Origin of the sequence: Mycobacterium palustre (genome assembly GCF_002101785.1) — a bacterium.
In the GTDB taxonomy this organism is placed as follows: domain Bacteria; phylum Actinomycetota; class Actinomycetes; order Mycobacteriales; family Mycobacteriaceae; genus Mycobacterium; species Mycobacterium palustre.
Window position 1 is genome coordinate 1 of the sequence record NZ_LQPJ01000134.1, and the last position, 22313, is coordinate 22313.

Annotated in this window: 22 protein-coding genes; 11 read left to right on the plus strand and 11 right to left on the minus strand. The window is 66.9% G+C overall.

Going from position 1 to position 22313, the window contains the following annotated elements; genetic code table 11:
* Positions 1-134: 134 nt before the first annotated feature.
* Positions 135-971 carry a 16S rRNA (cytidine(1402)-2'-O)-methyltransferase gene (gene rsmI, locus AWC19_RS22730; RefSeq protein WP_085080363.1) on the minus strand — a complete coding sequence of 279 codons (837 nt, stop codon included), beginning with the start codon at positions 969-971 and terminating at the stop codon, positions 135-137.
* A gap of 25 nt (positions 972-996) precedes the next feature.
* Between rsmI and AWC19_RS22735 the strand changes: the two genes are divergently transcribed.
* Positions 997-2562 carry a dolichyl-phosphate-mannose--protein mannosyltransferase gene (locus AWC19_RS22735; RefSeq protein WP_085080364.1) on the plus strand — a complete coding sequence of 522 codons (1566 nt, stop codon included), beginning with the start codon at positions 997-999 and terminating at the stop codon, positions 2560-2562.
* A 74-nt stretch (positions 2563-2636) separates the two neighbouring features.
* Here AWC19_RS22735 and arcA read toward each other — a convergent pair whose 3' ends face one another.
* Positions 2637-3848, minus strand: a complete 1212-nt coding sequence (gene arcA, locus AWC19_RS22740; RefSeq protein WP_085080365.1) for an arginine deiminase — start codon at positions 3846-3848, stop codon at positions 2637-2639.
* 56 nt (positions 3849-3904) lie between these two features.
* On the opposite strand from arcA, the gene AWC19_RS22745 reads away from it, so the two are divergent.
* Complete coding sequence (locus AWC19_RS22745; protein ID WP_142281358.1) at positions 3905-4501, plus strand: alpha-ketoglutarate-dependent dioxygenase AlkB; 597 nt, start codon at positions 3905-3907, stop codon at positions 4499-4501.
* 51 nt (positions 4502-4552) lie between these two features.
* On the opposite strand, the gene AWC19_RS22750 is transcribed toward AWC19_RS22745, so the two are convergent.
* The 4 genes from AWC19_RS22750 to AWC19_RS22765 all read right to left on the minus strand — a co-directional run bounded on the left by AWC19_RS22750 (position 4553) and on the right by AWC19_RS22765 (position 7710).
* Positions 4553-5206, minus strand: a complete 654-nt coding sequence (locus AWC19_RS22750; RefSeq protein ID WP_085080366.1) for a DUF5642 family protein — start codon at positions 5204-5206, stop codon at positions 4553-4555.
* Positions 5207-5233: 27 nt separating this feature from the next.
* Positions 5234-5917 (minus strand): DUF5642 family protein, encoded by a 684-nt coding sequence (locus AWC19_RS22755; RefSeq protein WP_085080367.1) that lies wholly within the window; start codon positions 5915-5917, stop codon positions 5234-5236.
* Positions 5918-5923: 6 nt separating this feature from the next.
* A complete protein-coding gene (locus AWC19_RS22760) occupies positions 5924-6868 on the minus strand; it encodes a GNAT family N-acetyltransferase (protein WP_142281363.1) in 945 nt (314 codons plus the stop codon).
* Positions 6869-7086: 218 nt separating this feature from the next.
* Complete coding sequence (locus AWC19_RS22765) at positions 7087-7710, minus strand: hypothetical protein (protein ID WP_142281359.1); 624 nt, start codon at positions 7708-7710, stop codon at positions 7087-7089.
* Between the two features lie 180 nt (positions 7711-7890).
* On the opposite strand from AWC19_RS22765, the gene eccE reads away from it, so the two are divergent.
* On the plus strand, positions 7891-9153 hold the full coding sequence (gene eccE / locus AWC19_RS22770; protein ID WP_085080380.1) for a type VII secretion protein EccE: 1263 nt from the start codon (positions 7891-7893) through the stop codon (positions 9151-9153).
* A gap of 36 nt (positions 9154-9189) precedes the next feature.
* On the opposite strand, the gene AWC19_RS22775 is transcribed toward eccE, so the two are convergent.
* A complete protein-coding gene (locus tag AWC19_RS22775) occupies positions 9190-10395 on the minus strand; it encodes a carboxylate--amine ligase (protein ID WP_142281360.1) in 1206 nt (401 codons plus the stop codon).
* Positions 10396-10637: 242 nt separating this feature from the next.
* Here AWC19_RS22775 and AWC19_RS22780 point away from each other — a divergent pair, with 242 nt between their 5' ends.
* Positions 10638-11639: an aldo/keto reductase gene (locus AWC19_RS22780; RefSeq protein WP_085080369.1), complete on the plus strand. Its 1002-nt coding sequence runs from the start codon at positions 10638-10640 to the stop codon at positions 11637-11639.
* 46 nt (positions 11640-11685) lie between these two features.
* Here AWC19_RS22780 and AWC19_RS22785 read toward each other — a convergent pair whose 3' ends face one another.
* Entirely contained in the window at positions 11686-12951 is a 1266-nt protein-coding gene (locus AWC19_RS22785; protein ID WP_158090926.1) for an NAD(P)-binding domain-containing protein, read from the minus strand.
* 243 nt (positions 12952-13194) lie between these two features.
* On the opposite strand from AWC19_RS22785, the gene AWC19_RS22790 reads away from it, so the two are divergent.
* The 5 genes from AWC19_RS22790 (at position 13195) to AWC19_RS22810 (ending at position 18263) form a co-directional block, all read left to right on the plus strand.
* On the plus strand, positions 13195-14094 hold the full coding sequence (locus AWC19_RS22790; RefSeq protein WP_211284982.1) for a polysaccharide deacetylase family protein: 900 nt from the start codon (positions 13195-13197) through the stop codon (positions 14092-14094).
* Between the two features lie 40 nt (positions 14095-14134).
* On the plus strand, positions 14135-14617 hold the full coding sequence (locus AWC19_RS22795) for an Arm DNA-binding domain-containing protein (protein ID WP_245849256.1): 483 nt from the start codon (positions 14135-14137) through the stop codon (positions 14615-14617).
* Positions 14618-14797: 180 nt separating this feature from the next.
* Complete coding sequence (locus tag AWC19_RS22800; protein WP_245849258.1) at positions 14798-16117, plus strand: glycosyltransferase family 2 protein; 1320 nt, start codon at positions 14798-14800, stop codon at positions 16115-16117.
* Between the two features lie 137 nt (positions 16118-16254).
* Positions 16255-16500, plus strand: a complete 246-nt coding sequence (locus AWC19_RS22805) for a hypothetical protein (RefSeq protein WP_085080373.1) — start codon at positions 16255-16257, stop codon at positions 16498-16500.
* Positions 16501-16520: 20 nt separating this feature from the next.
* Positions 16521-18263 (plus strand): hypothetical protein, encoded by a 1743-nt coding sequence (locus tag AWC19_RS22810; RefSeq protein ID WP_142281361.1) that lies wholly within the window; start codon positions 16521-16523, stop codon positions 18261-18263.
* A 50-nt stretch (positions 18264-18313) separates the two neighbouring features.
* On the opposite strand, the gene AWC19_RS22815 is transcribed toward AWC19_RS22810, so the two are convergent.
* Entirely contained in the window at positions 18314-19102 is a 789-nt protein-coding gene (locus AWC19_RS22815; protein ID WP_085080375.1) for a glycoside hydrolase family 16 protein, read from the minus strand.
* Between the two features lie 156 nt (positions 19103-19258).
* Here AWC19_RS22815 and AWC19_RS22820 point away from each other — a divergent pair, with 156 nt between their 5' ends.
* Together AWC19_RS22820 and AWC19_RS22825 are read left to right on the plus strand one after the other, a co-directional pair.
* Entirely contained in the window at positions 19259-20182 is a 924-nt protein-coding gene (locus AWC19_RS22820) for an endonuclease/exonuclease/phosphatase family protein (protein WP_245849259.1), read from the plus strand.
* Positions 20183-20538: 356 nt separating this feature from the next.
* Positions 20539-21285: a class I SAM-dependent methyltransferase gene (locus AWC19_RS22825; protein WP_245849260.1), complete on the plus strand. Its 747-nt coding sequence runs from the start codon at positions 20539-20541 to the stop codon at positions 21283-21285.
* Between the two features lie 63 nt (positions 21286-21348).
* Here AWC19_RS22825 and AWC19_RS22830 read toward each other — a convergent pair whose 3' ends face one another.
* Entirely contained in the window at positions 21349-21990 is a 642-nt protein-coding gene (locus AWC19_RS22830) for a DUF1361 domain-containing protein (protein ID WP_085080378.1), read from the minus strand.
* Positions 21991-22023: 33 nt separating this feature from the next.
* A partial coding sequence (locus AWC19_RS30870) for a DUF1361 domain-containing protein (RefSeq protein ID WP_245849261.1) occupies positions 22024-22313 on the minus strand: 290 nt, incomplete at its 5' end.

Below are 22313 nucleotides of genomic sequence, written 5' to 3' on the forward strand. Positions count from 1 at the left end.
GCCGCTGCCTGCGCTGCCACCGCTGCCACCGCTGCCGCCGCTCCCGGCGGGGGGCCCGCCGCTGCCCCCGCTGCCCCCGCATCCGCAGTTTTGCACGCCCAGCTTCGGACCCATCGGGGCTTGCACGCCCTGAGCTACTCGCTGCGTAGCTGCAGCACCGCGTCGTAAAGCTGGCGCGACCGCACGTCCGGGTGCCCGGCGGCCACCTCGCTGCAGGCGTCTTTGACGCGCGCCCCTCCCGCCACCAGCTCCCTGACCTCGGCCACCAGCGATGGCAGGTCGGCGGCGGGGGTGGCCCCGGCGAGCACCACGGTTACCTCGCCGAGCACGCCGTCGTCGGCCCACGCCGCCAGCTCGTCGAGCGTCCCGCGCACGACCTCCTCGTGGACCTTGGTCAGCTCGCGGCACACCACCGCCCGCCGCGCGCCGCCGAGCTGGTCGACCGCATCGCGCAGGCAGGCGGCCAACCGGCGCGGCGATTCGAAGAACACACAGGTGCGCCGCTCGTCGGCCAGCTCCCCGAGCCAGGCCCGGCGCGCCGACTGCTTGCGCGGCGCGAACCCCTCGAAACAGAACCGATCCGAGGGCAGCCCGGACACGGCCAGCGCCGTGGTGACCGCGGACGGGCCGGGCAGGCACTGCACCGGCAGCCCGGCGTCCACACACGCCGCGACCAGGCGGTAGCCGGGGTCGCTGATCAACGGCATCCCGGCGTCGCTGACCACCAGCACCGTCGCGCCGGCCTTGATGGCGTCGACCACCGCGGGCACCCGCGCCGCCTCGACCTGGTCGAACAGGCTGATCACCCGCCCGGTGATCGGGGCGTCGAGCGCCTTGGCCAAAATCCGCACCCGCCGGGTGTCCTCGGCGGCCACCATATCGGCGCGCGACAGCGCGTCGATCAGGCGCGGCGAGGCGTCCGACGGCTGTCCCAGTGGCGTCGCGCCGAGCAACAGGCGGCCGGAAGTCATGACGGACAGCCTACGATCGACACCAATGTCCGCCCCGCCCCGCGAAAGCTCCGTCACCTTGGATGACCCCGCGGAGCGTGTCGTCCCCGTCGTGAGCCCCGGGCCGTTGGTTCCGGTGGCCGACTTCGGGCCGACCGACCACATCCGCGGCTGGGTCGCGACCGGCGTCATCGCCGTGCTGGCGACGGTGACCCGGTTCCTCAACCTGGGCTCGCCCACCGATGCGGGCACGCCCGTCTTCGACGAGAAGCATTACGCGCCGCAGGCCTGGCAGGTGCTGCACAACCACGGCGTCGAGGACAACCCCGGCTTCGGCCTGGTCGTCCACCCGCCGGTCGGCAAGCAGCTGATCGCCATCGGCGAGGCCATCTTCGGCTACAACGGCGTGGGCTGGCGGTTCACCGGTGCCCTGCTCGGCGTGGTCATGGCGGTGCTGGTGATGCGGACCGTGCGGCGGATCAGCCGCTCGACGCTGGTCGGCGCGATCGCCGGGGTGCTGGTCATTTGCGACGGCGTCAGCTTCGTCACCGCGCGGACCGCGCTGCTCGACGGCTTCCTCACCTTCTTCGTCGTCGCGGCGTTCGGCGCGCTCATCGTCGACCGCGACCAGGTGCGCCAGCGGATGCATTCCGCCCTGCTGGAGGGCCGCGCCGCCGACACCCCGTGGGGTCCGCGGCTCGGCGTGCGCTGGTGGCGCTTCGGCGCCGGCGTGTTGCTCGGATTGGCTTGCGGGACAAAGTGGTCCGGCGTCTACTTCGTGCTGTTCTTCGGGGCGATGTCCCTGGCGTTCGACGTGGCCGCGCGTCGCCAGTACCAGGTGGTGCGCCCCTGGCTCGGGACGCTGCGGCGCGACCTGATCCCGACCGCGTACGCGTTGGCTTTCATCCCCCTAGGGGTCTACCTGGCCAGCTATGCGCCGTGGTTCGCCTCGGAAACGGCCATCGACCGCCACGAGGTGGGCCTGTCGATCGGTCGGCACTCCGTCGTCCCGATGCCCGACGCCCTTCGTTCGCTTTGGCACTACACCGCCAAGGCTTTCCAGTTCCACGCGGGCCTGACCAACTCCGCCGGCAACCACCACCCGTGGGAATCCAAGCCGTGGACCTGGCCGATGTCGTTGCGGCCGGTGCTGTATGCCATCGACCAGCAAAACGTGCCGGGATGCGGCGCGCAGTCGTGCGTGAAGGCCGAGATGCTGGTGGGCACCCCCGCCATGTGGTGGCTGGCGGTGCCGGTGTTGGTGTATGCGACCTGGCGGATGCTGGTCTGCCGCGACTGGCGCTACGCCGCAGTGTGGGTGGGGTATTGCGCGGGGTGGCTGCCCTGGTTCGCCGACATCGACCGGCAGATGTACTTCTTCTACGCGTCGACGATGGCGCCGTTTCTGGTGATGGCCCTCGCGCTGATCTGCGGGGACATCCTCTACGCGCGCGGCCAGAACCGGGAACGCCGCACGCTCGGCCTGATCGCCGTGTGCTGCTATGTGGCGCTGGTGGTGACCAACTTCGCGTGGCTGTTCCCGGTGCTCACCGGGCTGCCCATCTCCCAGCAGACGTGGAACATGGAGATCTGGCTGCCCAGCTGGCGCTGACGGTCCGCGCCGAAACTGCGTCCAGAGCGGGCAAACCGCCCAAGTTGGCGCACTGGACGCAGGCTCGATGCCCGCTACAAAAGGTCGCGGGCGACCGGGCACGACATGCAGCGCGGGCCGCCGCGGCCGGTGCCCAATTCGGAGCCCGCGATGGTCAGCACTTCGATGCCCGCGTCGCGCAGCCGGGTGTTGGTTTGCACGTTGCGCTCGTAGGCGACGACGACGCCGGGGGCCAGCGCCAGCGTGTTGTTGCCGTCGTCCCACTGCTCCCGTTCGGCGATCAGCGGGTCCAGCCCGGTGTCGATCACCCGCAGCTTGTCGATCCCCATCGCCCTGGCGGCGGCCTCCAAGAACGGCGACTCGTCGCCGATGGCGACGCCGTCGGGGGTGCGCTGGATGGTGAACGCCGTGAGCGTGTCGACGACGTTGGCGTACATCACCACGGTGTCGACGTCGACCATCGTGCACACCGTGTCCAGGTGCATCTGCGCGCGCCGCTGGGCAATGGGCACCGCCAGCACCGTGGTCGCCAGGTCGTCGTCAAACAGGCTGCGGGCCAAGGCTTCCGCACCCGCGGGCGTGGTCCGCTCCCCCACGCCGACCGCGACCACCCCCGGGGCGAGCAGCAGCACGTCGCCGCCCTCGACCGGCGCTGTTCGCGACTCGTAGGCGCGGCGGACCCCGGTGAACCGCGGGTGGTGGGCGTAGATGAGGTCCGTCAACGACGCCTCGCGGGCGCGGGCCCGCAACGCCAGCGTCGGGATCACCACCTTCGGCCCGATCCAGATCGACGAGTCGCGGGTGAACACCAGGTTCGGCAGGGGCTCAATGACGAAGTCGCCCTCGTGGTGCATGCGCAGCACCAGCGAGACGTCGGTGCGGGTGTCCGCCGGGAGCTCGTTGAATGTCATGCCGGCCGTCAGGACAGTGGCCAGCCTGACCGGATCCAGGCCCCGCAGGTGGGCCGAAAGCTCTTGGGCCAGCGGCACTCCGAGCCGGCGCGCGTCGACCGCGGCGGCCACGCCCTGCATCCGGGCGGCGCCGCTGTGGCTGAGCGCCTCGGTCAGCAGGTCCGACAGCAGCAGCACTTCGACGCCGCGCGAGCGCAGCAGCTCGACGAACTGGTCGTGCTCCTCTTGCGCGCGCGCGACCCAGGGCAGCCCGTCGAACAGCAGCTGGTCGTTGTTGCGCGGATTGAGCCGCAGCAGCTCGGCGCCGGGGCGGTGCACGATGACCACCCGCAGCGCGCCCACCTCCGAATTGGTGGCCAGCTCGACAACGCCCACACTAAGAACGTAGCCGGTCGCCTCGTCATCGAACGGGTGTGCGATAAACTGGGGCGGTGAGCATCGCGGTACAGGGCTCGCTGTTCGAACACACCGAGCGCAGGCAGCTCGGTGACGGCGCCTTCATCGAGATCCGCGCCGCGTGGCTGACCGACGCTGACGACCTGTTGCGCGACCTGCTCAAGACCGTGCCCTGGCGGGCCGAACGCCGCCACATGTACGACCGAGTGGTCGACGTGCCGCGCCTGGTCAGCTTCCACGACCTGACGGTCGAGGATCCCCCGCACCCGCTGCTGGGACGGCTGCGGCGGCGGCTCAACGACATCTACGCCGGCGAACTCGGCGAGCCCTTCACCACGATCGGGCTGTGTTGTTACCGCGACGGCGCCGACAGCGTCGCCTGGCACGGTGACACCATCGGCCGCAGCAGCTCGCAGGACACCATGGTGGCGATCGTCAGCCTCGGCGCGACCCGCACCTTCGCGATGCGGCGCCGCGGCGGCGGCCCGTCGCTGCGGCTGCCGCAGGCCCACGGGGACCTGCTGGTGATGGGCGGGTCGTGCCAACGCACCTGGGAGCACGCGGTCCCCAAGACGTCGGCGCCGGTCGGCCCGCGTGTCAGCATCCAGTTCCGCCCCCGCGACGTGCGCTAGCGGCGATCACAAGCGCGGCGCAGCCGGGCGCCGTGGGTCGCCGCCATCGATCTAGCCGCGCACCGCGGCCACGGCTTTCACCAGCAAATCGCGGGCGCGTTGGGTGTCGACTTTGGCCACCGGCTGGTCCGGAATGACCAGCGGATTGGCGATGACGATCACCTGGTAGTCGCCGAACTGAGCGGTGTAGTCAAACAGCTCACCGGTGCGGGCCGTCGGCCCAACCAGCGCCTGCAGCACGCGGTGGATGGCCTGCGTGTGGGCGCCGTCGATGCGCGGCGCATCGATCACCTCGATCCCCCCGCGCAACTGCGGCCCGGAAAACGCCACCTTGGCGCAGTCCTTACCCGGATCGCTGAGCGGCACCTCTTTAGAGGTCTCCACCGCGATGACGACGTAGCGATTCCCGTTGCCCTCTGCCGACACAGCGGCCATGTTGCCCTTGAGGTCCGGCGGCATGTCCGGTCCGGCCGCCGTTTTCGCGCAGTTGGCGGGGTCGAACGTCAAACCGTCGGGCAGCTTGCGGGTGGACAACAGCGCGGGGTCGATCGCCCTCTCGCTGATGTCGGCAACCTTGAACTCGGGCCCGAAACTCGACTTGACGTTGGTGACCTTGGCGATGTCGGCCCGGGTCGCGGTGGTCGGATCCGATGAGCAGCCGGCCAGCAAGCACACGGATGCGACCGCGAGCGCCACCTTCAACATCGTGGCCAATTTACCCAACGCGGGCCGTCAACCGCGCAACGTGGACACGGTTTTGACGAGCAGGTCGGCGGCGAATTGCGGCGGCAGCGCGGGCAGCGCGGAGCCCGGGTCGGTGGTCAGGGTGGTAAACGCGTAATAGTTGCCCAGGTAGGCAATGAAGGTGTATGTGCGCGAATCGATTTCGGTACCCGACTCGACGGACGACCTGGTATCGGTCACCATGCCGACGGTGGCGGCGTCCTCGACGTGCGGTGCGTCGGTGAGGCGGACACGGGCGGTGGTGTGCGCGTCGCTCATGCTCCACCGGTCGCACGCCGCCACGAGGCCGGGGTCGAGCTGCACCGGCCCCGCCAGCGCCACGACCACCGCGTCGACGATCCCGCCGGTGCCCGAACCCGAAAGTCCCTGCGCCGATTGATCGCTTCCCTCGCCGGGGTCGGCGAGGGAGGCGCACTGCGCCGGCTTGGCCGTCGCGTCGGCCTCGAGGCTCCAGATCACCCTCGGCGAGGCGCCGCCCGGGATGCCGGTGGTCACCTCGTAGTGGGGTGGCAGCTCGCGAACGACCCGCTTGATGTTGGCGGGGTTGACGACCGTGTGGTGCTTCGGCGGGGGTTTCGGCGGCGCCGCCGACGGTCCGGGCGCCCGCGAATGCCCGCACGCGGCCAGCGCCAGCGCGGCGATCAACGCCGACCCAATCCGCAACGGCCGCATGCGCTTTCAGCCGACCGCTTCGATCACCTGGCGGGCGACGCGCCGGATCTCGTCGGCCACGTCGCGCCCTAAGGAAGGCCGCCGTGGCACGTCGATCACGGTGGTGATCACGCCGACGTCCTCCCGTTGCCACACCGCACCATAGCGGTCCATGATGGCGCGCATCGGCGCGTTGTCGGAAAGCATTCGCGCCGAAAACCTTTCGACGCCGTCGATCCTGGCGGCGATGGACAGCGCGCTCATCAAGAAGCTGCCGATCCCCCGGCCCTGATACGCGTCGGCGACGGTGAAGGCGATCTCGGCGAGGGTCGGATCGCGCTGGTCGCGAACGAAGCGCGCGTCGGCCACCGGGTCACCGCCGTCGGTGACCACCCAGACGAAATGGTCGACGTAGTCGACCTCGGCCAGGTAGTGCAGCAGCGTCGGGCTGGGAATGCGGGCCGTCATGAAGCGCCGATACAGCGTCTCGCTGGAGAACTGGATGTGGCCGCGCACGGTCCGTTCGTCGTCGCCGGGCAACACCGGCCGCAGCATCAGGCGGGTCCCGTCGCGAACCCGTATCGGGATCGGCGTGATGAACCCGGCCAGCCGCTGCCGCACCGTTCGCAGCAGCCGCGGCATCACCCCGGGGATGTGCACCAGCCGGGTGAAGGCGTCGTTATCGCCGATCCAGCCGGTCAGGGGTTCGGCCGTGGTGACCGTCGCGATCCGCGGGCCGTGCCGCAGCAGGGCGATCTCCCCGATGATCGTGCCGGGCGACGCCCGACCAAGGACCACCGCGCCATCGCTTCCCACGTGCCTGATCTCGGCGGTGCCCGACGAGATCAACAGGAACGACACGGCCTGCTCGCCCTGCCGCATCAGCACCTGTCCGGCCGCGGCGCGCAACGGCTGCAAGCGCGCCGCCAACGGCACGAGGTCCTCGTTGGGGGTGCCCTCGAAGACGTCCATCGCCGCGAGCTCCTCGGCTCGCGCGCCGGTGAGTTCGGCCACCGCGACATCCTTCGGGTTGCAGAGTTTTCGGCGCGGATCGACGATTCCCAGTGCCCGCACCGGGATATACCCGCCTCCCCGTGCTGGTTCCGCCTTCGACACGCACCCGTCCGGCGCGCCCCGGCCCAGGCTATGGCGTCCGCATCCGGTGCGGCAAGGTCAGGACTGCCCAGGGGCTAGCCGCAGCCATCCGCGCGGTCGGGTGGCGAGCCGGCGGCATCAAGCCAAAACAAGGCTTGGTTGAAGCGGTCGGAAGTCATCGCCTTCCTGCCGTCTTCCTGGATGTATTGAAGCTGGACCTCCGCCATGAAATCGCCCACGGCCTGCAGGGTCGGGCTATTGAAAGCCACCCGATAGCAACGGTCACGCAACAGATCCCATGCCACCTTCGCATCGGGTGGCAACTCTCTCCAGACCCGCCGCAAAACCTCGAATCGGTCGACCGTGTGCATATTCAGGGAATAGACCTGGATTCTTCCGGTGCCGTGGTCGGATACGTCGGTGTAGACGGCGCCGCCGGGCGCGAGGTACTCCGGCAAGCTGAGGTCTCGGCCGTAACCGTTTGGGATTGCGCTGTTTGGTGTGTGCGAGTCGTCCCAGCCGGCGCGAGTGGCGCCGATGCCAGGAATCGACTCGTCACCGACAGCCGAACCCGCGGGCACCAACGCGACGGTGGGCACGCCCGCCGATGTGGTCGATGCGTGCTCCGCCGAGCGCGACGAGCACCCTGCGGCCGCACTGGCCAACACGCAACCGACAGCCATCGCAACTCGCACCGGGTGTGTAAACGCGAACGACATGCGCCGCTCCTCGTTGACATGGACCGAACCGCGGCCGCTGCGGTGACATCAAATGCCCAACAAACGTAACATCCAGCTGTAGACCATATTACAGTACTTTATGTATCATACAAGCACTACCACCAACTCTCGGTATTGCGTTGGGTTTCGGCTACCGGCATGGCGATCAGTGAGGCACAGATGAAGGCGCAGCGTCCGCTCGGGTTGGCCCTCTCGTGGTCGTGGATCACGTCGGTGTTCGTCATCGACATCGGGGTGCTGGCGTTGGCTCATCGGCTTTCGGCACCAGGACGGCCCACCGCGTGGTGGTTGGGTGTGGCCGCTGCGGCGCTTGTCACGATCGCCACCCTGCTCACCTACCGCGGAATCACGGTCGCCTCAGCTTTGGCCAGGTGGGTGTGGGACTGGTCCGCCGACCTGTGGGAGTCGTCTCCCGACTCCGGGGCGACGCTGAGCCCCGGATGCACGCCCGGGATCGATCACCGGCATCGGTTCGGCCGCGACGTGGTCGGGGTGCGGCAACACCAGGGGCACCTGGTCGCGGTGGTCGCGATCGTCGAGGCGCAGCCACCGTCGGGGCTGCCCGAGGGCGAGGCGGCGCCGCCCGCCACCGTGCCGGTGCCGTTAATCGCCGCGGGCCTACGGCAATTCGATGTGCGCCTGGACGCCATCGATATCGTCTCGGTGCGAAAGCGACAGGACCGCGAGGCCGCCGACCCGTCCGCCTCGCCACCGGTGGACGATCACACCGCGGGCATCGAGCGCGGCACCTGGCTGGTAATCCGGATGAATCCGCAGCGCAACGTCGGGGCCGTGGCGGCCCGCGACTCCGTGGTCTCGACCGTGGCTGCCGTCGCCGAACGGCTCGCCGGGGTTGTCGACGGTCAGCGCTGCGCGGCACGGCCATTGACCGCCGACGAACTCGCCGAAGTGGACACCGCCGTGATGGCCGGCCTGGATCCGACCCGTACCCGGCCGGGCTTGCGTCATCTCAAGCATTTCGACGGGTACGCGACCAGCTTCTGGGTCTCGCCGTGGGATATCACATCGGACACGCTCGACCGGTTGTGGCTGCTCGACACCGATGCCACCGTCGTGACGATCCGACTCGCCGCCGCAAACGGCCGGGCCGAAGTGTCGGCCTGGGTGCGCTACCACAGCAGCGAGCGGCTCGGAAAAGACGTGGGGGCCGGGCTGAATCACCTCGCCGGCCGCCAGTTGACGGCGGTGCAAGCGAGTCTGCCGGCTCCGGCGAAACGCCCACCGCTGGTGGTGCCCGCCCGGGCGCTGGACGAGGACGACTACGACCTGGCCGTCCGGGTGACTCCGATGGACGCGGCCGCTCCGGAGCAGCCGATGGACCCCGTGCCGCAAGAGGCGATGGATCACACGCAAGACAGCGACAACGCGCGGCCGGAACCGGCCGTGGCGACCGCGATGTGACGGCGCCGCTCAATCCGAACATGCTGTGCGACAGGATCATTCGCAGGGCCGGGTGATCGGCGCGTCCGGCGCCTCGGTGCCCCGACGGCGGCGCCACGTCGCCTCCCGCACCCCCGACCTCAGAGGCCTACCGAGCCGCCGGACGCTTCGGGCCAGCGGCGCCGACGAGCGCGCGGCCGCCATCAGGAACGGCAAGAGGTCGTCGCGCGCGAACCAACCCGGCTCGACCCGACCCGGTGGGTGCGGGACCGGCGACGCGCCGGACCCGAGCCGCCGGTACGCGATGCGGGCCGGCGCGTCGAGGTTCTCGACACAAAATCCGCGCCCCGGCACTTGCGCCCCGGACGGAATCGTGCGCCCCGTGAGATCGAGGTGCATGGCGCGGACCACATCGATGCCCGCAGTCGTCTCGAAGAGCCGAAATTGGGCGCCGACCCGCGGGTTGAAGTCCAGGAGCTTGTGGCGCTGGTCGCGACGGTCGAACCGCCAGTCCAGATCCACGATGCCGCGGAACCCCAGCCGCCGACACAGCTCGGCGGACTGCCACGCCAGTGCTTCGTTGGCGACCACGCGCGCGTAACACGTGACCCCGCCCTGAGGCGGCCACGAGCGGTATTTCACACCGGTGAAGCCGACGAGGCACCGGCCGGTTGCGTCGAAGTATCCGTGGAAGATCCAGTCCTCAGCGACTGTAGCCGGGATGTACTCCTGCAGCATCACCCCCGGGACGTCGGGCCAGTCCGCGGCCAGGGCCAACAGGCTTTCGCGGCTGCGGATGATGGTGCTGTGGCTGACGGCGGGATCACTCAGCCGGCTGAACGGGTCAAGATTCTTGGCGACCACCGGAAAGGTGGCGCGTTCGGCGAACGCCTGGACCTCCGCCAGCGAAGCCGGGAAGACGGCGTGCGGGGTGGGCACCCCGAGGTCGGCGCACGTATCGTGCAATCCGCGCTTGCTGGCGAGCCGTCGCGGAAGGCCGGGGTCGATTTTCGGGCCGATGAACCACGGCGACAACTCCTCGGCGTGCTCGGCCAAAAACACCGCGGCTTCGTCGTCGGTCGGCAGCGCGATCACCGGGCGCCCGAGCCGCTCGCCGATCCCGGCGAAGATTTCGAGGAGTCGACCGTCGTCCTCGAGCCCCGTCGTGGGCGCGACGAACCGGCCGGTCAGGTAGCGGGACATCGCCGCGGGGGTCAGCCGGTCTTCGGTGATGGCGTAGACCGGCACCCCGGCCCGACCCATTGTGCGGATTGCCCCGACGCCTCCATGGTGGAGCGCATAGCGACCAATCTTGACGATGAGCAGCGGCACACTCGGGTCAAATTCGACCGCACCTTGGCCCGCCATCCGGTCTCCATTCATGGCGTTACCGCCCCGGTGCCGTGGCCAAAGCGGCTGCCGCCCAACCACTTGGACGCGCGGGAGCCGCTGCAATAGGGCAAATGCCAGGTGTCAGAACGGATCTCGTCGCCTACGGTAAACACATGAAGTATCTCAACGTCGACGGGATCGGGCGGGTCAGTCGGATTGGCCTGGGAACTTGGCAGTTCGGCTCGCCCGAGTGGGGTTATGGCGACCAATACGCTTCCGGCACCGCGCGCGACGTCGTGCAGCGCGCACTTGCGCTGGGGGTCACGCTGTTTGACACGGCCGAAATATACGGAAGGGGAAGGAGTGAACGTATCCTCGGCAAAGCACTCGGCGACAAGCGCGCCGAAGTCGCGGTGGCCAGCAAGATCTTTCCGGTCGCGCCGTTCCCGCCCGTGATCAAGCAGCGCGAGCGCGCCAGCGCGCGCCGGTTGCAATTGGACCGCATCCCGCTCTACCAGGTTCACCAGCCCAACCCCGTGGTGCCCGATTCGGTGATCATGCCCGGAATGCGCAGCCTGCTCGACCGCGGCGAGATCGGCGTGGTCGGCGTCTCGAACTATTCGCTGGCGCGATGGCTTAAGGCAGACGCGGCGCTCGGACGGCCGGTTGTCAGCAACCAGGTGCGCTTCTCGCTCGCCCATCCCGATGCGCTTGACGACCTGGTCCCGTTCGCCGACCGAGAGAACCGCATCGTGATCGCCTACAGCCCGCTGGCCCAGGGGTTGCTGGGCGGCAGGTATAGCGTCGACGAGCGACCGGCGAATGGCGTTCGCGCGGTGAACCCACTGTTCGAGGTCGAGAACCTGCGCCGTGCGGAACCGCTGTTGCAGACGCTGCGCGACGTTGCGAAGCAGGCCGGTGCCCAGCCGGCACAGGTGGCGCTGGCCTGGCTGATCAGCCTGCCGGGTGTCGTCGCCATTCCCGGAGCGTCCACCGTCGCGCAACTCGAGTCCAACGTCGCCGCCGCCGACATCGAGCTGACGACGGAATCCCGCGATGCGCTGACCGACGCGGCCCGCGCCTTCCGGCCCGTGCCGACCAGCCGCTTCGTCACCGCCGGCCGCGTACTCACCGGCATGGTCCGCGACAAGCTCCGCCGCAGCCAAGGGCATTGAGCCGCGTCCAGACACCGCTCGGCCCGCCACCGCGAAAAGGCGTCGTCTACGCCGAATCCGGCTGTAGCACCCCGGTTTTCGGCTCGACCGGGATGACTCGGCGTATGGTGGCGGTGTTCTGGACGCGGTTGCGTCGCAGGGCTTTTGTGACCGCCGGTGCGGCGTGCTTGGCTCCGAACATGAAGCGCTGGACCGGACCGAACACTGGCGCAGCGGCCAAACCGACGATGAACAGCCCGGGCACCGACGTCTCGAAGTGAGCGGTCAACCGAGCGTAAGGGCCCTCGCGCGCAATCCGAGAGCGCAGCGCAGGATCTAGGCAATCCAGTCGCTCGAGTGCCACGTCGAATCCGGTGGCAGCCACCACATGGTCGGTGACCACCTCCGTGTCACCCGCGGGGCCAGTCAGGCCGAGCCTGACCCGGCCATCCACCATTTGCGCAGACGCCAACTGATGGCCCATCAGGAGATCGATCTTGCCCTCCACCCGATCACGCAACCACCACGCGCCCGAAGGGCCCCAGCTGGTAAGGAAATAACGATGGCGCTTTTCGGGGGCGAACACGCGGCGGTACACAAATGGCAACTCCGAGACCGCCATCGAGCGCCATCCGGGTCCAAGACCGGACTCCGGTTTGCGGAGCCTCTCGATCCAACCGCGGTCGGGCAGCGCCGGAGCGTTCCAGGTGATCTGCTTGCGCCGGGCCACCAGGCGGGTGTTCGCCCCTGCCTCGTGCAAGAGCGCCACCGATTCCAGGGCGGACGCGCCGGCGCCGATCACCGTGACATCACGATCCGCGTACGGCCGCAGGTCGTTTAGCGCGGTGCTGTGCACGCACGCTCCCTCGGGCAAACCCGCGAGCTCATCGGGAACCCGGCGATAGCCCATGTGCCCCGTCGCCACGACGACCCGTCGCGCCGTCAAGACCGCGCCGTCCTCGAGCTCTAACGAAAATGCATTCCCGGCGCGCGCCACCCGGCGAACCTTGACCCGGCGCACCTCACCGACGGCGTTGCGGCGAAACCAATGCGCGTAGTCGAGGAAGCGCTCGACCGGGATCGGGTCATGCACCGGCCGATAGGCGATACCCTTTTCGGCGAAATAGTTTTCGTAGCTGAATCGCCGCGCCGGATCCCACAGATTCGAGGCGAACGGCTCCGATTTCAAGACCATGCCCCGGGGCATGAAACTCTGCCAACTCTCCAACGGCTCGCCGAAGACCTCATGCTCGACCCCCGCAACGCGCAAGTGCGCGGCGACGGAAAGCCCGTAAGGACCCGCGCCAATGACTGCCGTGTCGATCGCCTGCATTCTTTCCCTCCAATGATCGATGGTGACGCGATGGCGAGCTGTTGAGGTACGGCCGGCGCCCAAGCCAAGGCGTCGGCGAGGACAAACCATACGGTCTGGCTTTGGGCAACTATACATACTTTAACGATGGAGTACACGGGAAAACCAGACTAGTAGTAAAGTGCTCGCCATGGACAGGACGACGCCCGCGGCGCCGATGGCCGGCGCGGCGCTTGGCACGCCAGCTGGTTACACCTCGACGCGTTGTCGCGCACGCCGACCAACGGCTTCCCGATGAGCACACCGGTAGCGCGCAGCGCCCGTCGCCGGCCGGATCCTGACACGGCGACGCCCATTCCGATCCTGCTCTATCACTCCGTCTCGACCGACCCGCCGCGATGGATCGCGCCCTTTGCGGTGACGCCCGCGGTATTCGCACGCCAGGTGGACTCGATCGTCGGCAGCGGACGAAACGCAATCACCGTGTCCCAGCTTTGTGCGGCGCTCGCCGGCCAGTCCCCGATGCCGCCACGACCGGTGGTCATCACCTTCGACGACGGTTTTGCCGACTTCGCAGACGCCGCAGCGGTTCTGGCCCAGCACCACATCCCCAGCACCCTCTACGTCACCACCGGCGCGCTGCGAGGAAGCGGTCCCCGCAGCCCTGAACTGGCGATCCCACCAGCGCCGATGCTTGACTGGTCGCAGCTGGTCGAGCTGGAGTCGTCGAACGTCGAGATCGGCGCTCACACACACACCCATCGGCAACTGGACGCCATGCCCACCAAAGAGGTCGCCGACGAACTTCGCCGTTCCAAGCACATGCTGGAGGACGAGCTGGGCCACCAAGTTCAAAGTTTCGCTTACCCTCACGGTTTCAATTGCCGCAGGATCCGCCGGGTTGTGGCGACGGTCGGGCACACCTCGGCCTGTGCGGTGATGGACGCGTTGAGCTCGCCGCGCGACGAGCCGTTTTCCCTGGCGCGCCTGACGGTACGAGCTACCACGACGCCCCACCAGCTTGCCGCCTGGCTCGACGGGCGTGGTGCGCGCGTCGCGCCATATCGAGAACGTCTCCGCACCAAGGCTTTTCGGATGTACCGGCGGGCTCGGGGGCCGAGATCGGCGCGGGGAGTCATCGACCTTTCCGCGAACCCCGATTGAGTCCCGGTCGATCGTTATGTCAGCGATCAGGAAGGTCGAGGTGTTCGACCGCACGAGCGGGAGAAAGGTTGTGCGGTATCAGGTTGTGGCCGATGCCGGCATTGACCGGATCACCGGCCGGCGCGGCCGGGTTCGCCGCCAGTTCAAGACCGAACGGGAAGCGCGCGAGGAGCTGCACAAGCTCACCCGTCAACCGTCGACCGACTCACCCGTCCCGGCCATGACCTTGCCACAAGGTGCGCGGAACGACGTTGGCGCCGAACCGCTTTCGGCGCCGACGGTGACGCCGAGCCACCGGTCTAGAACATCGCACACGATATTGGCGCTGATCATCCTGTTCATCATCCTTCTGGTGGCGCTCGGGTTGTACGCGGGGATCTCCGGCCGCCTTACGGATCAATCGTTTTCGCGACATCCCGATCGCACCGGCCCCCTCTTTCCGCGCCGCATCGTCGCGACCGAACTTCACCCGGCGCCACCGTTGACCAGGACGTTGGCAATGGGATTGCCCGTCGCGGTGTGACCCGTGCGACGCTCGGTGCCGCGCCTCGTCCGCACAGTGATGGGAAAGCTAATGACTAGCAGTCATTGCCTACGCGAAAAGCCATTCTTTTAGTCCGTACTATCGGCTAACATCGTAGTTCTTGGTTGGTCAGCGCGGCCGGGGACGGCGGAGGTGAAAGCGGTGAAAGCGGAGCCGACTGTGTCGACGTTGATGCCCGCGATGAAGATTGCCGAGCCGCCGTGCTGGCCGGGTGCAGTGTGGATCGGTGAACTCGACCTTGCGGCGCGGCCGCGCGGACGGATAAAGCTCGCCGAGTCCGCGGGCTACCGCAGGGCGCGGTTGTTGGTGCGGGATCAGACCCGCCCGGTGGCCTTTCTCGAGCTCGACGTGGTGGACGGTTGCCTCGACGGGGGCGACCTGGAGCAGTCGTTATCGACCTGCAAACCGGTTGGGGTGCCCGCGATCCCCGAGGTGGCCGACGATCGGTTGCCCTCGATCACGGTCGTGATCTGCACGCGTAATCGAACCGCGTTGCTGAAAACCGCGCTCGCCTCGGTGATGGCGTCCGACTATCCCGACTTCGACGTAGTCGTGGTCGATAACGCCTCCGACGACGCGGCGACCATCGAATATGTCGAAGCCCTGTCCGACCCGAGGGTGCAGGTGCGGGCGGAGCCGGTCCCGGGCCTCGCCGTGGCTCGAAATACCGGGATCCTGGCCGCCAGTGGCAGTGTCGTGGCTTTCACCGACGACGACGTCGTGGTCGATCGGATGTGGTTGCGCCGGCTGGGCGAGGCGTTCGCCACCGATTCGTCGGTCGGCTGTGTCACGGGCCTCGTTACGTCCGGCGAACTGCGCACCCCGGCGCAGATCGTCTTCGAAAAAACGCTGCATAAGCAGGCGCAGTGGTCCACCACGCTGACGCGCGAAACCTTCGATATCCGGCAACCGCCGCCCGATAATCCGCTGTTTCCTTTTCAAATGGGCTTGTACGGCACCGGGGCCAACTTGGCGCTGCGGCGGGCCGTGCTCACAAGCCTCGGCGGCTTCGATGACGGGTTGGGGGTCGGGTCACCCGCCGGCGGCGGCGAAGACATCGACATCTTCATCCGGGTGGTCACGGCGGGATACCGGCTCGTCTATGAGCCGGCCGCCATGATCTGGCACCGTCCCCACCACGACATGTCGGCCCTGCAGCGGGAGGTCCGCACGTACGGGCTGGGGCTGGGGGCATGGATGACCAAGGTGGCCTGCGATCCAGTCCTGGCGCCTATGGCGCTGCGCAGGGCGTGGTCGGCGGCACGGCACCTGCAGCTTCTTGCGCCCCCACCGGACGTGGAGGGGGTGGACCTGCCGCCGGGCATGCGGCGAAAACGGATCGCAGGCATATTGAGCGGGCCCGTGGCATTGGCGAAATCGCGGCAGCAGGGCAGACGCGCGCGCCCGCTGGCGAGCGATGCGGTCCGCCGCCGCAGCCTCAGGCGTAGCGATCCAAAGGAACGCGAGGAGGCCGAGTGACGACTTGGTGGCAAACGTTTCCGGTTCGCCGCCGTTTCGCACACGCGTCTCAATCCCGGGTACTTGCGATGTTGGCCGTAACCGCCGGATCATGCGGGATATTGTCAACGCTGCCGTTGCCCGCTTCGGCGCGGGTCGTGCTGCTGACCGTCCTCGTACTCACCGGGGCGGGAAGTGCCCTGCTGAGCTGGCTGAGCCTGTCCGGCCCCGCCGCGGTGGCCGGTGTACTCGGCGTGAGTGTGGCAACCGTTATCGCACTGACCAGCTCTCAGCTCTGGCTAAACCTGTGGAATCCGGTTGTCTCCTGCCTGATCCTGTCGCTCGGCGTCATCGCCACGGGGGTGGCGCGGTTGCGGGCTCTGCGGGTTGAGGCTGAGCGGTAGTGGTCGCTCCCGTTGCCGACGTGGAAGTCGCCGAAGAGCAATGCCTGCCGAGCAGTCAACGGGCACGCTCTTTTCCGCGCTGCAGCGGATTGCCGGCCGCCTACGCGGCCCTCGCGACTTTGCTTGTGGCGACGGTTATTTGGCTGGTCGCCCTGCCACGGCTCCGTGCGGACCAGGGCGGTCAATACGGACTGCTGGCCACACCCGGCGGCGCATTGCTGCTCGCTGCCGTGACCCTGGCGGTCATCGCCTTCGCGGTCTCGATCGCCGCGAACCGCGGGTTCACCGCCGGTTTCGCGGTCTTGTTGGTGATTCTTTTCGAACGGCTGACGGTCACGCTGATAGCACCCCTACCGATCTACACGTACACCTATCAGCACATCGGAGTCATCGACTACATCCTGAAATACCGTGCGCTGCCCCTGCCCAGGGTCGATCTCTATAACCAATGGCCTGGGTTTTTCGGCCTCATGTCGTGGTTCAGCTCGGTGGCGCACGTCGATCCCGTGGATGTCGCGCACTGGTTCACACCTTTGGTGGACGTGTTGATTGCCGTCGTGGTCGCGTCATTGGGCCTAGCCCTCGGATTCGGGCTGCGCGTGGCGCTCACCGCGGCAATGTTCGCCCAGGTGGTCAACTGGGTCGGGCAGGACTATTTTTCCCCCCAGGCCGTCGCGCTGTTCATGACGATTGCGATGCTGGTTATGCTGGCGAGCTCCAACGAGTTTCCTGCGGCCGGTTATCTATCGGTACCGATCTTTGCGGCTTTAACCGCTACCCATCAGCTCACGCCGGTCTGGGTGACGGGGCTCTGCACTGCCCTGGCCATTTTCAGGCAGGTCAGCCCGCGATGGCTGCCCGCCGCTTACGCGATGATCGAAATCGCTTATGTCATTCCGCGATACCCCTACATCAAGCATTGGGCCTATTTCAGCAACCCACTGCACAACCTGACCGCGAGCGGGTCGCTGAAGGTCGTGGGCCGGCCGTCAGACGGACGCATCTTCAACCAATTCGTCCAGCGAGGACTGTCGGCATCGGTGTGGTTGCTGGCGGCGATTTGCTTTTATCTGTTGTGGAAACGCATCGGCGTGCAGTGGGCGCTCGGCCTCATGACCTGCTCGTCAGTGCTGGTGCTCGGTCAAAGCTACGGCGGTGAATGCATCCTGCGGGTTTTCCTGTACTCCCTCGTCGGCTGCAGCATCCTGCTGGCCACGTTTGTCGCGGACGCATTGAGCAATTACGAAAATGGCCGTCAAATTCTCACCGCCATCGCGGCGTCGGTCCTGTTGATCACCTTGACCGCGGCGGGATTGCAAAGCTATTTCAGCTGGTGGTCGGTGGTGACGGTGACCCAGGAGGAATTGGATGCGTCCCGTCGCATGTTGGCGGAAAACAGTCACGCCAAACTTGTGACCATGATAGCCCCGCAGGCCGGCTGGCCCATGCGACCGAGCGCAGACTACGTCCGGCTTGCGCTGGCTGACAAATTTTATGACAACTCACTGGACGACCTGAACATCAGCCTGTTGAACGGGCCGCCCAAACCGGAAGATTTTGCCGCACTGGAACGTGACGCCAATTCCAAACAGAGTCCGATTTATTTCGCGCTACCGCACCAGCTATACGCGTACGACGAATATTTCGGAGTGTTCAAGCCGGGCACCATTTCCGGCCTGATAGATTTGCTGTCTCATCGCCCGGGCTGGGTCAGGGAGATCGACGATGCCGACATCCTGGAGTTCAAATACGTGGGCTCTTGAAATGGCATGCACCGCCGCCGGGTGATAGCCGGCGGTTCGCGCCGTGCGCGTCATCCCTGAGGTGTATAGCGAAACCATTTCACAAGCATGGCCGCCGGGAATGGCGTCGACGCGTCTGGCGGACCCACGATCTCGTCCCCGCCGATGGCGACATTGAAAAGCGCGTACATGGGCTGGCGGTCAAACACCCACCGCATCCCGGGCGGCATCGATGCGGGCGTGAAAGTCGCCAGAGTCGCCGAGTCGATGCCCGCTGTGATCCGGCCTTGCTCGCGGTTGACCCAATAGGTGTGAAAACCTTGCGAAAGGTCGGCGATGGGACCGTCGAATTGAACTTGGCCCTTGGGTTCCTGCGTCGATGGGCCGATCACGGTGATGTAGTAGTGGGAGGCGTCACCGAAGGTCTCAGCAATATCGATTTCGCCACATTCGGGCCAGCCGGCCGTGCCGATATTGGTGCCGAGCAGCCAGAAAGCCGGATGGATGCCTTGCCCAGCCGGCAATTTGATGCTGGCGGAAACGGTGCCGTAGTTCATGGCCAGTTTTCCGCGAGTCACCAGGCGACCCGAGGTGTAGTTGTTGCCCGATCTCAGGGCCGCGATGACCAGATGGCCCTGTCCGTCGAGATAGACATTGCTGGTGGAGTTGGTGTACGTCTGGAGCTCGTTATTGCCCCAGCCGCTGCCCACGTCGTAGCCCCATAAATCGGGGTTGGGCGGCGTGCCCGCGGGACCCGTGAAATCATCGAACACAGCGGTGGATGCTAGCGCGGGCCGGCCCGAACATAAACCCAGCGCGAGCACGACGGCAAAAATGACGCAGCTAAACCGGGTCGTCATCAGTGGTCCTGGCTTTCGTCCGAAGAATTTTGTCGGCGGTATTCACCGATACACAGTTATGCTAATCGCCGAACGGGGCCGACGAGAAGTTGTAGAAAAAGGAGTTAAACCGCACTGTCGATCATTCAAGGCGCGGCCCGAACGGCCGTTGCGCTGGTGGCACTGGGCCTGGGTTGCTGGGCGCGGGCGTCACGACATCTGCCGATCACCAACCACGCCGTGTTGGTGACGGCAGCCTTCTCGCGATACCTCATGCCGGGCGCAGCCGTGTCTGCCATCGTTCTGGCGCTGCCTAGCGACTGGATCCTCGCGATCGCCGCCTGCGGGCTGATGGCGAGCACGCCGGCACCGCGCGCCCCGCTGTACCGGCGTCCCCACAGCGAGAGCACCGCAGGTGTGAAGCTCCGCGTATTCTCCGCGAATCTTCGTGTGGGTCAAGCCGATGCCGAGCTTCTCGTACGCTCGGCGCGTGAGCAGGCCGACCTCGTTGCATTCCAAGAACTCACGCCTCGGGCGGCCGAGCTGTTGTCCGCGGCCGGGCTGGATAGCACTTTTCCGCACCGGTGGCTCGATGCCAGGAATGGCGGTGCCGGAGTGGGCATTTGGAGCCGGTTCCCCATGCACGCCGCCGCGCGAATCGATGGATACGCCATGCCGTTTGGGTGCGCGCGGCTGCAGGTGCCCGGCGTGTCGACGGATCCGACCGTTGTCGTCGTACACGTTGCGGGTCCGTGGCCATGGCCGATCGATGCCTGGAGGCGAGACCTGCGTCGATTGCCGCAGACGTTGCTAGAAGTAGCCAACTCGGCCGGCGAAGGTGCGGTGATCGTAGCGGGGGATTTCAACAGCACGACCGACATGCGCCCCTTTCGGGCCTTGCTGCACAACGGTTATCGGGACGCGGCGGAACAATCCGGCGCGGGTGTTGTGCGCACCTTCCCGGCCGGTCGGCGACTACCGCGATTGCTCGCCATCGACCATGTGCTCACGCGTGGCTGCAATGCGACGTCGCTGCATGCCGTCGTGCTACCCGGCTCGGATCATCGGGGCTTGGTCGCGACGGTGCAGATCCCGCACTGAACACCACGCCGCCCCGGCATGCCGCCCGGCCGTTCGCCGAACCTCAGCGCAGGCATGGCGGTCGAATAACTCTGTGGCAAGCGCCCGGTGCCGCTTCGTCGCTGCCCGGGAGCACCTCGGAGCCGGCCATAAGACCGAGCGATCCTGCTACGATTTAACGACCCTGGTCAACGATCTTGCCAAAGCGGTAAATGGCTTCGAATCCATATTTCAGGCCACCGGACAAGACCGCGAAGCCCTTGCCGACGACGCCCAAGGAAAACATGACGGGACTGCGAAGTAAAATTCTTTGGCAAATCCGTTGGTCCACGCGGAGTCGCGCATTTTTATTGCGTACCGGACGCGACCATCCTTCCGTGCTGTGGCGCTACCTTAACGACAACCGGCGCTTTAGCCTGGTCAAGCTCGGGTTACTTCCCGATGCGGCGAGCCACGTGGCCGAGATTCGCGCGGAGTACGCGGCGAATGTCGCGCGGGGCCAATTCAAGGAAAAATGGTTCGATGTCAATATTGTTCCGTGGTGCGTAACCTTTTCGAAGATTTTCGACCGCGCGGATCCGGTCCGGATTCTGGAAATCGGAGCGTGGGAAGGGCGCGCAACCGTGTTTCTCCTGACCTACTTCACGCACGGACACGTGACCGCCGTGGATACGTGGGCCGGCATGGACGAATACCCCTATACCGCCACGCCGGACTTGCGGGACCTGGAGGCCCGATTCGACGGCAATGTGGCCCCGTTCTCGGCGCGGGTTGCAAAGCGCAAGGGGTCATCATTGCAAGTACTACCGCAATTGCTCGATGAGGAGCAAAAATTTGATTTTATCTATGTGGACGGATCGCACTTTGTCGATGATGTTTTGGTGGACGGAATCACCGCCTGGCGCCTGCTGAAGCAAGGTGGAGTAATAATTTTCGACGACTTTTTGTCGAATCACTATCCCCGGTGGCGCGCCAATCCCGCATGGGCAATCAATCTGTTCTTGAAATACCGCGCCGGGGAATATGACATTCTGAGGGTTTACTACCAAATCATCTTGCGGAAAAAGGTGGCGTATGACGACCGCCCCACCAGGCCGCCGTGGGGTCAGACCGACCCCGGCTAGCCACCTGACTGCTGACGACCAGAAGGGGCCGGGCTCGCGACGAGGAGGTTGTCCGGCGCGGACTCATGGCGCCGGCCGAGCGGGCCAAAGAGACCACAGCGTCAGATACGCCAGCCCGAAGAACGCCCCGACCGCGAGTGCCACCCCGGTCGGCTGCGCGTAGGCAAGCGGTGCCCGCACCCAATCGAGCGTCGTCGCCACCACCGCGCGCGGCTGCGTCACCAAATCCCAGGAATTCCACCGCTGGAATCGGCCGATCGCCACGCCTATCGCGCACAGGCCTACCGAGGCGATCACCGCGATCCATCCGGTCACCGGGCCGAACTCGCGCTCGATCCGCTGACACACCAAATGCATCGACACCACCCCGAGCAGGACACCGGTCCACGCCGCGACCCCGTATTGCGCTACGTGCCACCATAATTCGGCGCCGCCCCCGAGGTGGACCAGGTCGGTCACCAGGTACGGGGCGTTGGGCACGAACGCCAGCCACCCCAGCCCCAGTGGGACCAACCAGATCCGCCACCGCGCCGCGGCGAAACCGGTCGCAAAGAGCACCGGGACCCATGCCAAGACCAGGTTCCACGCGAACAATTGGGTCGGGTAGGCCTGTGGCGGGGCGGAATCGGTGATGCCCAACGCCAGCGTCAGCCCGGTGGTGGCCACCAGTGATGCGGCGAGGACCACCGTGCGTGCATACGTCATGACCGTCCGGCAGGAAGCTGGTGCGGTAACCGGTTACGCCGTTTGCCCGTCGTTTCCGGTCGCGCCCACCAGCGACCCGCCCGCGCCGCCGGTGCCGGGGGCGCCGGGCGTGTTGCCAAGCCCCAGGCCGCCGTTGCCGCCGTTGCCGCCGTTGCCGGTCACTACGGCGTTGCCACCGGCACCGCCGGCACCACCGGTACCGAATTCGGCTGCGCCGCCCTCGCCACCGGCCCCGCCGTCGCCCTGCAGCGCGCCGCCCCCGAGGTGGACCAGGTCGGTCACCAGGTACGGGGCGTTGGGCACGAACGCCAGCCACCCCACAC